The organism is Chryseobacterium piperi (assembly GCF_002285635.2).
GTDB classification, from domain to species: Bacteria; Bacteroidota; Bacteroidia; order Flavobacteriales; family Weeksellaceae; genus Chryseobacterium; species Chryseobacterium piperi.
Window position 1 is genome coordinate 307257 of sequence record NZ_CP023049.2, and the last position, 15618, is coordinate 322874.

Here is a 15618-nt window from a genome sequence, read left to right on the forward strand (position 1 = left end):
ATGGGTTGGGGAACAGCGTTCCCGGATATTAGCGGGTATGGCTTGCAAAAGCTTCTTCCAGGCTGTCAAATTTCCCTTTAAATTCGTCAATAGGGCAATCCTGAAGAATGTTTCCTTTATGGATAAGGATAACACGGGAGCAAAGTGCTTCCACTTCCTGCATGATATGGGTAGATAGTAAAACTGTTTTTTCTCTGCCGATCTCCTTTACTACATTTCTGATTTCGATAATCTGGTTGGGATCTAAGCCATTCGTAGGCTCATCCAGTATCAATAGGTCAGGCTGGTGAATAATCGCCTGAGCGAGTCCGACTCTTTGCTTGTATCCCTTTGACAGCTGTCCTATTTTTTTAGACTTTTCAGGTGTAATTCCTACCAGCTCTATAACTTCGTCAATTCTGCTTTCCGGAATCTGGTGAATATTGGCAACAAACTGTAAATATTCTTTCACATACATTTCCAGATATAGAGGATTATTTTCAGGGAGAAAACCAATGTTCTTTTTACTTTCTATTTCATGTTCTGAAATATTCTTATCGTTAAAGATAATTTGCCCTTCATCTATTTTTAATGCACCGACAATGGATTTCATTAAAGTGGATTTTCCTGCTCCGTTGGGTCCTAAGAGACCTATAATTTCATTTTTATCAATGGAGATATTAATATCATTAAGAGCAGTTTGTTCACCAAATTTCTTGGTTAAGTTGATTATTTGAAGAGACATAGTAGGTAATGATCTTTTTGCAAAAATAAAAATAAAAAACTCATTCGAATGAATGAGTTGAGTTTATCTTATAAAATAATTTTTATTTTCTGGATTTCTTGTTCTTATTATAAGAAGAAGATGTTGTAGAAGCAGAACCTGCAGTTTCTCTTCTGATATTGTTCATGGTTCCGGTTTTGTCATACAGTGTAGATTTCCCGTTGGTTTTTCCAAAGATCTTGTCAACCTGTTTTTTATTTAAGAACTGAGATTTTCCAACATATTTCTTGTTCTTGTTGATATATTGGATAAATTGTACAGTAGGCTGACCATAGTTTCTCTCATAATTCAGCTCAATAATATCATTGGGAAGTTCCAGGATAACATTTCCTTCGGGAGGGGATATAAATCCGTCTGTGATCAATTTATAAAGATCAGATACATCGCCATTAAGATTCTGGAACGAAAAAGACCTGAAAGTATTCAGATTACTGGTATTCAGATCCTGATAATTGATTGTGAATTTATCTTCTTTTTTATATAAGCCAACAGAATTATCTTTACCAATTTCCACTAAACTTTCGTTTTTCAGCACTTTTATTTGTGAGAAAACTGAAATACTGAATATACAAGTAAATAGTAAAATTATTTTTCTCATTGGATTGATTTTTAATGTTTTATAATCTGGTGTTATGAAGATTTTAGGTTGAAACAATAGCAAAATAGTTCGTCCTTAAAGCAAAAGTAACACTTTTTTTTGATATTTATTTTTGAAAGATAGTCTATACTATGCGGAATATTTGACTCTGTAATCCGGAAGTTGATGCTTAATTGCAGATCAGATTTTCTTTCAAGAAAATTGAAGACTTAGTATAATTTTGGAAAAGAGGAAGTTGGGATCGGTAGATAATCTTGACGAGATCTCCCGAAAGGAATTGGTAAAATAAATTTTTCATATTTTTTTATTGTGTTAAAAAACAAATTTATGGTATTAAATTTAATTAATTAAAAAAAGTTATGGAAATATATCGATTAAATTAAAGAGGCTGTCTCAAAAGGACAGTCTCTTTTTAGTATTTCATTGAAAAAAGATTTCGATATTTTGAATAAAAAAAATATCTTGGAAAAAAGAAGATATAAGTCAAAAAAGCAGTCTGTTTTAGGCTGCTTTTGACATTTTCTTTAGATTGTGGGCAATTGCGAGTATGCCGATTTCTACCTCGACTTTATTTTTTCCCCGAAGCATGAATCGTTTAAAATTTTTGTTGTGTTTGAGCTCTGCAAAAACAGGTTCAACATCATGGCATCTTTGTTTTCTGAGTTTGATGCCCTTGCTGGTATTAAGAAGTTTGAAAACCTTTTCTCTGATTTTTGCCAATTTAGGATTGTTTTGTGAAGTGGTTATTTGTCCCGATTTCTGATCTTTTCTGAAGTAATTATATTTAACATAAGCTTTTATTTTCTTAGATTTTAACAAGTTGTAATTTTCTTCTGAGCCATAACCAGCATCAGCAACAAGCTCTTTGGGAGCTTTATGATAGCTTTCTTCAAAACCCAGTAAATGAGTCGCTAATGTTTTGGTGTCTGTTGGGTTGGGATGAATTGAATAATGTAAAATGAATTGTCTATGGGTAGAAATTTGTAGATTGTAAGCGGGTTTTAGTTGTCCGTTTCGCATATGATCCTCCTTCATTCGCATAAAAGTAGCGTCTGTATCGGTTTTGGAATAGGAATTTCTATCTTCTAATAATTCTTGCTGTTTTTTATATTTCTCTAAATTATCTGCCCAGTTTTTCTTAGCATAATTCAGTTTCTGACGAACTTTTGAAGCTACTTTTTTATCTTTCAAAACTTCATTGATCTTTTCGATGGTTTGAGTTACTTTTTCAGAATCTACTTCTTTAAAATCAATACTTTCTGTATTTTCAAGCTCGTCTTTGGCAACTGTTTCTGCATAGTTCCAAAGCTCTTCTAATTGCTCTGCAATCCTTTCTTTGTGTTTTTTGACAGCTCTTCCCCAAACAAAAGTATAGCGATTGGCATTGGCTTCTATCTTGGTGCCATCTACAAAAGTGGTTTTCAGACTTACCAAACCTTCCTTTTCCAAAAGAAGAACAATTTGTGTGAAAATAGCTTTAATCTCACCTTTCAATCGTTCACTACGGAACCTGTTTAAGGTGTTATGATCGGGACGGCTCATTGCAGAGAGCCACATAAAATGGATGTTTTCTTTCAAGGCCTGCTCCATTTTGCGGCTTGAATAGATATTGCTTAAATAGCCATAAATCAAAACTTTCAAAAGCATTTTCGGGTGGTAGCAAGATGTTCCGCCAGGTTTGTAGGTTTTAATTAAGCTTTTGATATCCAAGCCATCAATAATGTTTGAAACAATTTTCACAGGATGTCGCTCATCAATCAACTCCGATAAATTGGGAGGAAAAAGCAGATTTTCTTTGGGGGTGTAATCTTTAAAGACTACTTTTGACGTACTTAACACAATGCAAATTAATCAATTTGCAACTATTAGGAAAGCGAAAGCTTTCCTTTTTGCATAAAAAAGGCTATCTCTTTTGAGACAGCCTCTTTTTTTATTGATTTCTGTTTTGCTTATCTGAAGAAAGAGGCTAATTTCCATTAGGATCTAGAGTCATAGCTATTACAGGGATATACAGGTGTTTTCGCAATTTTCTGACCGGAAGGTATACGAAAATTACGGAGAGTACTCCTGCAAGAATTCCGTCCAGAATGGCCATTGCAGTTGCATCTAATTTATAATATTTTGACAGGCTGAATTGGGCTAGGATCAATATGGATAACACCAATAAACCGGTAATAAGCCCATGTAGAATACTCAGTCTTGTCATCAGCTTTTTTATATTAAGCTGGTCATCCACCACAAATTCAATAGCGCCCTGTTCGGCAGCAACCGTTACTCTTTTGATAATATCAATGGTAAGGATGACGGGCAGGAAGATAGCCATGGGAAGAGTAAGCCGTGCCAGATTTTGTGTTCCTGCAAAAAAATGGGTGTAGCCCAGCTCCTGAAAGCTGGCATACGCAATAATAAAATTGAAAAATACATTCGGAAGGACATAGTAGATCGTTCGCTTGATCAAAAAGCGTTTAAGGGTAGTTTTCTTTATTTTCTTTGGTTCAGCAGACTTCATTTCAAATTTCATACAGGTATAGGCTGGGTTAACAGCTCAAGGGCTTTATCTCTGATTTTACTGGCTTCTTCTTTGGGAAGAAAATACTCATTGGACATGAATGTAAAATCCATTTCCTGATTGTAGGTGCTGGTAACCAGTGTATTGGAGTTCAACCATGGAAATGCTACAGTGGGGCTAAAAATTGTTTCCAGCTTAAAATGTTTATAATTTTTCGGAATATCAATTTTACCCATATTAGATAAGGTGATATCATGTCCTCCGGTGGTTGACTTAAGCATGGAAATCATGCGTTCAACAACCGGATGCATTTGTTCTCCCATCCATAAAAGCTCTCGTGCTTCCATCTTGTCTATCTTTTGGATGAGCTCCTCTTTGATCAGTTTTGCATGATCGATCATATCCTGTTTCCCTTTTTTTAACGATAGCTCAACAGTAGGGGCAAAGGCAAATAAATGGTCTTGTTTGATTTCCGGGATAAAGTGGCGTACATCTACAGGGCTGATGACTTTACCTTTGGCCTGAGTGCCTTTTATCTCTTGGAATGCCTGCATAAAGGCCGTGCAGAGAAGCGCATGTACAGAGATGCCATGGGCTTTACATTTTTCGGTGACCTGTACCGTTGTCTTTGAGTCTAACTTTCGGTGGATAGCATAATTTTTTCCGAGATTCCTCTTTTTGCTTTTCCTTTGCATCAGGAAAAAGATTCTGGCAAACATCAAATAAAGGTTAGCCTTGTATTTCCTTTTGTTTCCATTGGAATTCGCAGGGAAAAACTCATTCACCGAATTGAATGCCTGATAGGGATCTAACTCGAGAGAGGGGTCATCCAGAAGATAAAGCAATTCGCGGATTAAGGTAACACCCGTTGTACCATCACCGATACAATGAGGCACTACCCAAAGCAGTTCAGACATTTCCGGACCCTTGACCCATACCATCCGGGCCAGTGGTTCTTTCTCTTCATTAAAGAGGTGAAACCACTCCTTTTCAGATTCCAAAAGCCAGTCTTCATCCGTTTTTCGTTCTACAATACGAAGTTCGATAGGCTTAATCTCTTTTTCTTCTACAAAAAAAGGATACGGCTCACTTTTATCATCAATAGTTGTTCTTAGCAAAGAATGTTTTTGCTGGATTTTTGCTAAAGCAATTTTAAAGTTCTCTTCGGAAAGCGTTCCGTTGATTCTTGCTGTAAACACACAGTTTAAAGGTGTTTGAGAATCAACATACATGATTCTTTCCACCATCATTAGTTTTCTCTTCATCATGATACGGCTAAATATTCAAGTTTTAATTTGATTGTTTCAATGACTTCATCACGAATGGCCAGAGCATCTGCATACGGTAAATACCCTTCACTTCCGATAAAAGAAAAATCCATTTCTCCCTGGAATGTTGAGACAACAAACCCGGTAGTCTGGCCTAAAGGGCCAAGTGCCGAAGGGCTAAAAACAGTATCCAATGCAAAGTTCTTATATTCATGAGGAACCTGGATAAGTCCTAAATTGGAAAGCATGCAATCGTTGGTTGCTTTACCATTTCTCAAAATTTTCGTGAAATTGTCCAAAGCATAATGCCATGATTCTATCACCATCATTTTAATATAGGGATCAAGTTTGGCGGTTTTGCGTTTTACTGTCTTTTGCATTAGGCGTACATTATCAACAAAATTCATTTTTTCATTAATCGAAACTTCGACCATAAGCCCGAAAGCAAAAATATGATCGTGTTTGATCTGTGTCGTAAGACGTCTGATATCTACAGGACAGCAAACCTTATTTAAAGCTGTCTTTCCTCTTATTTTTTTAAATGCCTTAAGAACTACTGCACATAAAAAGGTATTCACTGTAAAGCCATTGGACTTGCAGTAGGAAATCAGCTGTTGGGTCATTTCCTTATCAAATTTCCAGTGAATGAGATAGTCATTTTGCCTCTCAATAGCTTTTTTGCTCACAGGAGCATATTTGATAATAGTAGACGCCACTCGTCCTATAAATTTTGCCTTCAAACGTTGTCTGCGGCTGTTTAGAATAGCTGGAGGAACAATATCCTGAATTCCCAGGATTGGATTTTCCGTACCAATATCTGCTGCGGGATTATCCAATACCTGTAAAAACTCATACAGGAGCGTCATTGCAGAACCTCCATCACATAGACAATGGTGAAATGCAAAGAACATGTCCGATACTTCTTCTCCTTTAATCCATACAAACCGGATTAAAGGAAACTTTTGATGATCAAATGGCATATACCATTCTTTTTTTGATTCTTCCTGCCAATCATCTTCTCCTTTGCGGATCACTATTCTTATGGGAATAGAAACCACCTGTTCGGGAACTTCAAACCAGGGTATATTTTTCTCGTCATGGGTGACGTGTGCCCTTAGCCAGGGATGTTTATTCTGAAGTTGAGCCAAAGCCCGCTGAATTTCTTCCAGGGTGAAGGTACCTTTGAGCCTAAACGGAATAACGCCGTTAAAAGGCTCCGTTCCGTCTCCCAATATCATACGTTCTCCAAATAGTAATTTTCGTTTCATAGGGTTATATTGAAATTAGTTTTTGATTCTTCATGTTTTGTTATACAAAACTTTCTTAACAATTCCACACCATATTGTTGCTATCTGCGGGAAAGAAACGGTTTGATAGTTTCTTTCCTTTTATATTGAAATCCGGCGGTACCAATCATTTACTGAATTGAATGCCAGACAATGCTGCAGCATACAAACTCCTTTCTAAAAGTATCATTAATTTTTGATTAATTATGATACGGCTATATATTCCAGTTGCAGTTTAATCGATTCGATCATCTCATCACGGATAGCCAAAGCCTCCGAATGTGGTAAATACCCTTCGCTCCCCATGAAAGTGAAATCCATTTCGCCTCTGAATGTAGAAACCACCATGGTTGTGGTATTACCCAAAGGACCAATCACCGAAGGACTGAAAATTGTGTCCAACGTAAATTCTTTATATTCATGAGGAATCTGAATACGTCCCAGGTTTGAAAACATACAGTCATTTGAGGACTTACCCCGTTTCAACAAATTGGTGAAATTTTTCAGAGCATCGTGTCCTGATTCCATGACCATCATCGTCATGTATGGATTGAGCTTGGAGGTTTTACGTTCCACTTCTTCCTGCATCAGAGCCAAATTATCCAAAAAGCTCATTTTTTCGTTGGATGAAATAACAATCATCAGCCCAAAAGCGAAAATATGATCTTCTTTTATTTGTGGTGCAAAACGTCTTATATCTACCGGACATGAAACCTTGTTAAATGCTGCTGTTCCTCTTACTTTTTTAAATGCATGAAGTACTGCTGCACTTAAAAAAGTGTTCACCGTAACTCCCATCGATTTGCAATAAGAGATGAGCTGCTGACTGATTGCTTTATCAAGCTTCCAATGAATCAGATAATCGTTTTTTCGCTCAACCATTTTTTTCCGTACCGGAATATATTTAATGGCTGTGGCTGCGAGTCTTCCAATAAATTTTGCTTTAAGCCGCTGTCTGCGATTCGTTAAAATAGCAGATGGAACGACATCTTCAATTCCAAGGATAGGGTTTTCAATTCCGATATCAGCAGCCGGATGATCCAATACCATCAGAAATTCATATAGAAATGCCATTGCGGCTCCACCATCAGACAAACAATGATGGAAAGCAAAAAGCATATCGGATACTCCCTCTCCCTTAATCCATACGAATCGGATAAGAGGGAATTTTTCATAATCAAAGATCGTATGCCATTCTCTTTTAGACTCTTCCTGCCAGTCATTTTCTCCTTTTCGGACCACGATTCTCATGGGAATAGGTATGGTAGGCTGAGGAACTTCAAACCATGGAATATTTTTTTCATCATGGGTAATGAGTGCTCGTAGCCAAGGATGCTTAGCCTGAATCTGATATAAGGCATGTCTGATGTTTTCTTCTTTGAAGTCACCCTTTAGCCTGAAAGCAATAACCGCATTGAAGGGTTCTGTTCCATCCCCCAGGAGCATGCGCTCGCCAAATAACAATCTTCTTTTCATAAGCTTAAACGGAAACTAAAGTTGAACGTTCTTCTTGTACAAAATTCTCTAAAAGCTCTACAGCCTTATCATTTCCGCCTGCAGTAATAAAGGTATGCTGAACCTCTTTAGCGGCAGCTCTGTATTTAGGATTTTCGAGTAATTCAAAAGCCGTTTCGCGAAGGGCATCAACCCTTAATCTTTTGTATCGGATTCCAATTCCACAACCGGCCTGCTCAATTAATTTTGCAATATGAAAATGGTCGTAAGCAATAGGAGTGATTAACATTGGTAATCCATTGTAGAAAGTATCATTCACGGTATTGAAACCTCCATGGCAGATCACCATATCCATATGAGGCATTAAGGCTGACTGGGGCACAAATCCGCTCACGATGAAATTAGAAGGCCATTCTTCAAATATTTCCGGTGGAGTGGCCGCTACAACGGTGACAGGTTGATCGGCAAATGCAGCAATCACCTTTTCAAAAAAGGCCTTTCTGATATCGACCAGCAATGTGCCTAATGATACAAATATTTTCGGTGTGGTAGCTGCGTTTAGTTTTTCCCAATCAAAGGGACTGTTGTTTGGACGTCCTTTTACGGGACCTACAAATCTCATATGCGACGGAACAGTGTCAAAACCTGCGAATGCCTGTGATGTAAACACAAGATTTAATTGATGCGAGTGAATGAAAATACCGTCGTCTGTAATTCCTACTTCCTTTTGGAGATCTTTAATCAGATTTTGCTGCCATTCAAATATCTTAGGGGCGCTTTTCTCAGTATCGCCCATCACATCCGGTGGAACGGGAGTGGTAGTCACACAAGGAATTTGATGCTTATGAGCGAAGAGGGCTCCTCCAAAAGTAATACAGTCGTTTACAATAACATCAGGTCGCCAGTTTTCTGTAAGGCGGGTTAATCCCGGCATCATCATCTTAGCAAACGGAACATACGTTTCCTCCAACGCCAGTTTCATCACCTCAGGTCCCGAGCATGCGGGGCCATCATCCTGTCTTTTTAAAATACGCTGGATTTCCTCCTGATACGGAATTAGATCTTCTTCAGGATAATAATACGATCCTCCTTCCGGAATATGTTTGCTGTCCAATGGAGTAATACCGAACCATTTTACTTCATGCCCACGGGCAATGAGGCTGGCACCCACACTTAATGTTGGGCTGATGTGTCCGAAAAACGGAGGGATAACAAATAAAAATTTAGAATGTGGTTTTACCTGTTTGGGTTGACTAATCAATGTTTGTTCGAGCAAATCTGCTGCAGTTGCTGTGCCTCCGGCATCAATAAAAGACTGACGGACAGCTTGAGCTGCTTCCCGGTAACTTTCATTGCTTAAAACCTGTTCTACAGCTTCCTGTAAATGATTAGCCTTAAATCTGTTGAAATTGAGACGCTCACCAGCTCCTGTACGTACAACGCGTCCGGCAACATGAGACTGATCATATGCGATTGGAATCACAACCAGCGGAAGTCCGTTCGAAAGTGCTTCAGAAACCGTATTATGTCCACCGTGACAAACAACGGCATCAAGATGAGGTAATAGATCCAATTGTGGAACCTGCTGGTACACCATGAAATTTTCCGGCCAGCTGTCAAAAAGCTGAGGATCGGAAACGACAACAACCGTTAAGTCTTTGTCTTTAAATGCATCCACTACTTTTTGGAAAAAGGCTTTTTTATGATCATGATCGAAGGTGGTGCCGATACTGACCAGAATTTTCTTTTTGGTACTGCTTTTAAAGGCATCCCAATCAAATTCACATGCTATACGTCGTTCCGTAAGAACAGGACCTGTGAACTGGTAATTGGAAGGTAAGTCCATTTCACCAAAGAAATATTGTGAAGTTAAGACCAGGGTTAGTAAATCTGAACAAGCCAAAGAATGGTTTTCTTTTACACCCAGTTCTTCCTGTAATGCCATGATTTGGTTGACTTCCCATTCATGAACTTTAGGAAGCTCACTGATTATTTTAATGGCAGCCGGTGCCGTAACGGAGGTACAATAGGGAAGACCCAGAGCCTTTGCAGCGATGGGTGCAGCGAAGAGCTGATGGTCACCAATAATTAAATCGGGTTGATATGCTTTAAGTAAGGTAACAATACCGTTATAACAGTGTCTGTTTAAAGGAATGAGAACATCTTCATAAAGAAACTTGATGCTGTCAATACCATACACTACTTTTTTTGAAATAATATCGAGATATTGTTCACTTTCTCTTTTTTCATCATCAGTCTGATCGTATTGAATAAGTAAGAGCTCTCCTCCGGCAGGAAGTTTAGCGCTAAGATTGTTATCAAGACTGATCCATGCCACCTGATGTCCTCTTTCTAACAGAGTAGCACCGATGCTTAAGGTTGGATTGACATGTCCTGTCAATGGTGGAACTATAAATACAAATTTAGCCATGGTTTTGTGTTTTAGATTTAGATAAAAAATGAACGATAGTTTCTGCTATCTGATGAGGTTCCTGGATAGGGATATTGTGATCACCAGGAATTAATTCCAATTCAGACAAGACGATTTGCGATTGTAGAAATTCGCCTGTAGGTCTGCAGTTGGACCCAGAACCGTAAAGTAACAAAGTAGGAACAGCCAGATCATGGAGAGGAACTTCATTCAGGAAATTTTTTTCCCGTATCATATCTGCTTTAATGCTGGTCTGCTCAAATAGAAACTCATACATACGATGGTTTTTTTCCATTTGCCTTTTGCCCATCTGAACTTTTGTGGTGTCTGTGAAATTAGCTACATAATGTTCAAGGAACTCTTTACTATATTCGTCAATAATATTACGTGTTTTGTCATCTCTCGGATCCGGAGCTTCCATAATCACCAGCTGATTTACACGGTCAGGATATTTCAAAGCGGTTTTAAGGGCAACAAGGCCTCCGAAACTGTATCCTACAAGATGTACTTTTTCGAGCTGGAGATAATCCATCAAACTAATAAGGTCGGATGACATGTTGTCCAGATCATATCCATCCGGAAAACGCTCACTCATGCCGTGGCTTTTTAAATCATACATCACAACATGGAAATGCTGAGCCAGGACAGGAGCAATATTAAAATAGTAAATGGACAGATTGCTGAACATACCGTGGATGAGCACCACGGTTTGTTTAGCATCTTTGTTGAGTTCCTGTATATGAACTTTTCTATTGTCAACAGTAATTATTGGCATTCGTAGATATAATTGATAATCATACTAAGGTCAAGGTTGATCAATTGGTCAAGGTCCATAGAAGACAACCAACCGGTGAAATCAATCTGATCGCCAAAATGGGCTTTGATCTTTTCAGAAAAAGAAACAATTTCTATACTGTCCATTTCGAGGTCTTTGGTGAATGAGCTTTCCGGAGTAATATTCATTTCTTCTACAAATTCTTTACCGATCACTTCAGTAATAAAACCTTTTAAAAGTGTAAAAAGTTCCTCATGATTCATTTTTAATGTTGGGTTTAGAGTGTCCATCCTATTATATAATTTTTATGTTTTATGGTTTTAATTTCAATTTGGTTGATCCACAAATGATCATCCTGTATGCGGGTAACTTCGTATGCTTTCGGGTTACCTTTCAGTCCTGTTCCCAGGAACTTTCCATAGGCCTCTTTGGCTACCCAGAAGCGGGTGGTCCATTCAGCCTGATCTCTGCCTTTCAGTAATGCCAGTTCACCATCAGTAAATACCAGGTCATAAAATCCGGAACTGCGTTCTTCCATAATTTCCATATCAATGCCTACGGGACTGCCATGGCGTGCAATAGCAACGGCTTCTTTTCCTTTGTGGGCTAATGATACATGGATATCTTCGGTGAAATCACTGATGAGGTAAGGTTTACCGGCTTCATCTGAACTTATTTCAAAGGTGATCGGGAAGCAGGCATAATTTTTTTGCTGACGAAGAAGATTCCGAACGGCATCTTTTACCGCTACACGGCTGACCATCCAGTTTTTTTTCTTGTTTGGTAGCAATTGCTGGTGGTGTTGCTTTTCAGTTTGGTTGAAATAGCGTTTGAGGATAAAATCCCATGAAGCCACTCTGGTATAAGCCTGGTGAAAGAAGAATACCTCAGGGGCAATTTCTTCTGAAAGACGGTTATGCAAAGGTGACATAGAAACATTCCATAATGGAGCGTCAATTTCTAATCTCCTGTTTTGCCATCCAGTGATCATACACCATACCTTTCCGTCTCTTTTGAGCATAATGTCTGCTATGGCAAACTCATCATTGAGTTCAGTAAGCATACAGGTGCATTCAAAAAGACCTTCCTGGTCATGCATATTTCCAAAGAATTCGATGTCCTTGATTTTAACAGGGAACGCAATACGGTCTTTCGTTAAAGTCAACTGTAACCAAAGTCCGAATAATTGTCCTGCATTATCGAGTAAAGAGCCTTTTCCTCCGTTTCCTTTGATTTTTCCAATAATACCTTTAGTTCCTACTGCCGATACCTCAGTAATTCCCTGATAGGCATCTCCATGGAACATATGTTTATCATAGATTTCTTCAGGAGTTCGTTCGATAGGTAAGAGGTCGCCAATAGATAGTTTAAAGTTAGGGACAGGAATAGAAGTTGATTTCAATACTACTTCTGCATTAGCGAAATTCTCGATATCCAGATAAGCATGATTGGATGACCGCCATTCTCCTTTTACTGTTTTTTCAAATGGCTTGGCAACATTCATCCATTGGAATACACTTACATTCATGATTTTATGCACCAATGTTCCTGGTATTTCAGCTTCTGCGATTTCAGCCAGCTGCTCAAAAATCATGGTCATAGGAATAACCGGTTCCATATCTGAAACATGAGGCCAGCCTGCCGGCTGTCTCAAAAGACTATGATCGATCAGATAAGGATGGCTGTCCAGATTGACATGAAGAGCTTGATCGAAATGAGTGCTAGCAGGTACTTTAGGTTTTGGCGGTGCAAAGTTTGGAGCAGGGGTTTCCGGACGATTTTGGAATAACGTCAGTACTTCTTCCTGCATACGGATCATATCTTCTATATTCTCCTGAAATGCCTGTACAAGGGGATGTCCTGTTTTTGCAACAGTTGCAGAAACTTTGTTTTTCCTTGATGCATCAAAAGAAGGTGTTAAAGACTTTATTTCTTTGAAATCACGGACAATGGGTGAGCCCAGCTGCAGTTTAATTCCTTTGCCTGAAGGTTTTTTGGAAGAACTGTGCAGATTTAAAAAATCAAGTGCTGTCATTTTACCCTCCACGAATAATGCAGCGACTACTCTTTGTAGCTGAGCCAATGCAGATCGGGTAGGCGTACTGGAAGCAATCGTGCTGAACGCTTTCCCTTTTAGAGTATCGTCGATAAATCCAATCAATCCGCCGGTACCTACCTGGATAAAAAATCTTGCCCCTTCTTCATAAAGCTTATCGGTCAGCTCACGGAAGCGGACAGGCTGAACCAGATGTTCAGCGCTTAGCTTTCTGATAGCATCCTGATCAGCAGGATAGGGTGCAAGGGTAGTGGCAGACCATAATGGAATCTTTGTCTGCTGAAACTGTGCTTTTTCCATTCCCGCTAAGATAACATCGAGTTGATCTGCTATAAAAGGAGAGTGAAAACCAGATTGGAAAGGGAGAACCTGATGAAATATCTGTTTTGATTTCAACAACGGTACCAATTCATCCAACGCTGCATTACTACCACAAAGTATAACCTGATTAGGGCAATTGTCATTTGAAACATACAGGTTAGGAATTTGACCAATAAGCGGAGTAATGGTATCAATACCAGTCCCGATTGCAATGAATTTGGAATCCTTTAATTCAAATGTTTCAGGATGAAGCACATCGATCAATGCCTTAACAGAGTTGGCTTCTGCCAGTTCAGAAGAATAACCCGCAAGCCATTCCCCTAAGCTATGTCCGGCATTCATATCCGGTACAATTCCCAGTTTTTTCAATGAATGATCAAGAATACAGCATTTGTTAAACACACCTAGTGCGTCAGTTAACAGGCCTTCACCTTCAGTTTCTATGGGTTCCGTTAGTCCAAAGTAACGGCTGACACTGTCAACTTCACCTTTAGCCAGACCGTCTAGTCCGGGAAAGACAAAGGCTATTTTGCCACCATCCTGAAGTAAAGGAGTTGAGGTATACCAGATATCCTGTTTATTACGCCAGGAATTATTCTTGGATACGATCTTGATCGCTTTTTCTATTCTTTCAGGGGTAGGGTCGAATAATGCAATTCGATAGTTCCCTTCACCTATTGTAGTTTCGTTATTTTGTAAAGCGGAAAGCAGCTCTTCACGTGTTGCTCTGGCCAGGAGCAATACAGGATCTTTTTTGGGCATGTCATATCCTTCGAGAACGACATGTGCATTAATACCGCCAAATCCAAAAGCATTTACAGCCGCTACTTTGGGCAGACCGGTTTTCGACCAATTTTTTGCTTCCTGTACGGGAGCAAACCGGGTTTGTTGCATATCAGCGATTGGATTTTCACAGTATAAGGTTGGCGGTAAAATATCGTGATGCAGAGCCAGACAGGTTTTGATTAAACCTGCAATACCTGCTGCAGGCATAGCATGTCCTATATTGGATTTTACAGACCCTATACCCGCAGCCTGTGCTGTTTCTTCTTTACCGAAAAACTGTGCGAGGGTCTGAAGTTCTGTTTTATCTCCGAGTGGTGTTCCGGTACCATGAGCTTCAAGATAACCAATCTTTTTTTCATCGAGATCAGCATTGTGCCAGGCTTGTTCCAGGGCTTTCAGCTGGCCTTTTACGGATGGGCTCATCACACTGGTTCCATTACCGTCGCTGCTGATGCCCACGCCTTTAATTACGGCATAGATTTTATCCTGGTCGCGAACAGCGTCTTCTAATCGTTTTAAAACTACGAAGCCACAGCCTTCTCCGATTAATAATCCATCGGCATCCATGCTGAACGGCTTGATCTGCTGTTGACGAGACATCGCTCCCAGCTGGGCAAAAATACTCCAGAAAGCAGCATTCTGTCCCGTGTGAACACCTCCTGCAATAACCATATCACAACGGCCACGATGAAGTTCCTGCACAGCATGGTCTACAGCAAGTAAAGCACTTGCGCAGGCAGCATCTACAGTGAAGGCTGCACCTCCCAGGTTGAAACGGTTGGCAACCAAAGAAGCCACAAGATTAGGAATTAATCCCATGGCAGTATCGGCAGCAAAACGTCCTTTACGTTCCTGGAAAGCATACTTCACTTTTTCGATATCTGCTGAAGAAACTTCCGGTAATAATTCCTGGAGTAACGATGAAATCTGTTCTCCGGTCCTTACAATTTCGATAGCACGGGTAGCTCCGGGTCCTGTATAGTTTCCTTTACCAATGATGATTCCTGTTTTTTCAAGTGAAATCTTCTTTTGAAAAACGCCTGCATCTTCCAATGCTTTCTGTACCAGGTCAAGGGTTAATAAGTGGTCAGGTTCTGTTCCTTCCACGGCTAATGGTAAAATACCAAATGCTGTGGGATCAAACTCATAATCAGGAATGAATCCGCCGCGTTTACAGTAAAAACGGTCGACCGGGCTGGTAGCATCGCTAAAGTGAACCGGATCGATCCGGTCAGCAGGAGCCAACTCGGTAGAATCTACTTTATTGATGATATTTTGCCAAAAAGTTTGGGCGTCTTGTGCCCCCGGGAAGACACAAGACAGACCAATTACAGCAACATCTGTTTTTTTCATAGTTATTATATACAGAG

At 39.4% G+C, this 15618-nt stretch carries 11 protein-coding genes; all 11 read right to left on the minus strand.

Annotated features, from left to right (window positions below; translation table 11 throughout):
* Positions 1-28: 28 nt before the first annotated feature.
* On the minus strand, positions 29-724 hold the full coding sequence (locus tag CJF12_RS01425; protein WP_034686275.1) for an ABC transporter ATP-binding protein: 696 nt from the start codon (positions 722-724) through the stop codon (positions 29-31).
* 82 nt (positions 725-806) lie between these two features.
* Entirely contained in the window at positions 807-1361 is a 555-nt protein-coding gene (locus CJF12_RS01430) for a hypothetical protein (protein ID WP_034686296.1), read from the minus strand.
* A gap of 501 nt (positions 1362-1862) precedes the next feature.
* A complete protein-coding gene (locus CJF12_RS01435; RefSeq protein WP_095591034.1) occupies positions 1863-3200 on the minus strand; it encodes an IS1182 family transposase in 1338 nt (445 codons plus the stop codon).
* Between the two features lie 127 nt (positions 3201-3327).
* Positions 3328-3882 (minus strand): hypothetical protein, encoded by a 555-nt coding sequence (locus CJF12_RS01440; RefSeq protein ID WP_034687151.1) that lies wholly within the window; start codon positions 3880-3882, stop codon positions 3328-3330.
* The gene (locus CJF12_RS01445) at positions 3879-5138 is read right to left on the minus strand and encodes a condensation domain-containing protein (protein WP_084675682.1); all 1260 of its coding nucleotides are present in this window, start codon (positions 5136-5138) and stop codon (positions 3879-3881) included. Before CJF12_RS01445 ends, CJF12_RS01440 begins: the two co-directional genes overlap by 4 nt.
* Positions 5135-6406: a condensation domain-containing protein gene (locus CJF12_RS01450; protein WP_034687146.1), complete on the minus strand. Its 1272-nt coding sequence runs from the start codon at positions 6404-6406 to the stop codon at positions 5135-5137. The genes CJF12_RS01445 and CJF12_RS01450 overlap by 4 nt, the downstream gene beginning before the upstream one ends.
* A gap of 222 nt (positions 6407-6628) precedes the next feature.
* Positions 6629-7900, minus strand: coding sequence for a condensation domain-containing protein (locus tag CJF12_RS01455; RefSeq protein ID WP_034687144.1), 1272 nt, complete (start codon positions 7898-7900; stop codon positions 6629-6631).
* Between the two features lie 4 nt (positions 7901-7904).
* Positions 7905-10310: a glycosyltransferase gene (locus CJF12_RS01460; RefSeq protein ID WP_034687142.1), complete on the minus strand. Its 2406-nt coding sequence runs from the start codon at positions 10308-10310 to the stop codon at positions 7905-7907.
* Entirely contained in the window at positions 10303-11085 is a 783-nt protein-coding gene (locus tag CJF12_RS01465; protein WP_034687141.1) for an alpha/beta fold hydrolase, read from the minus strand. The genes CJF12_RS01460 and CJF12_RS01465 overlap by 8 nt, the downstream gene beginning before the upstream one ends.
* Positions 11076-11375: an acyl carrier protein gene (locus tag CJF12_RS01470; protein WP_034687139.1), complete on the minus strand. Its 300-nt coding sequence runs from the start codon at positions 11373-11375 to the stop codon at positions 11076-11078. Before CJF12_RS01470 ends, CJF12_RS01465 begins: the two co-directional genes overlap by 10 nt.
* Positions 11363-15601 (minus strand): type I polyketide synthase, encoded by a 4239-nt coding sequence (locus CJF12_RS01475; protein ID WP_034687137.1) that lies wholly within the window; start codon positions 15599-15601, stop codon positions 11363-11365. The genes CJF12_RS01470 and CJF12_RS01475 overlap by 13 nt, the downstream gene beginning before the upstream one ends.
* Between the last annotated feature and the right edge of the window lie 17 nt (positions 15602-15618).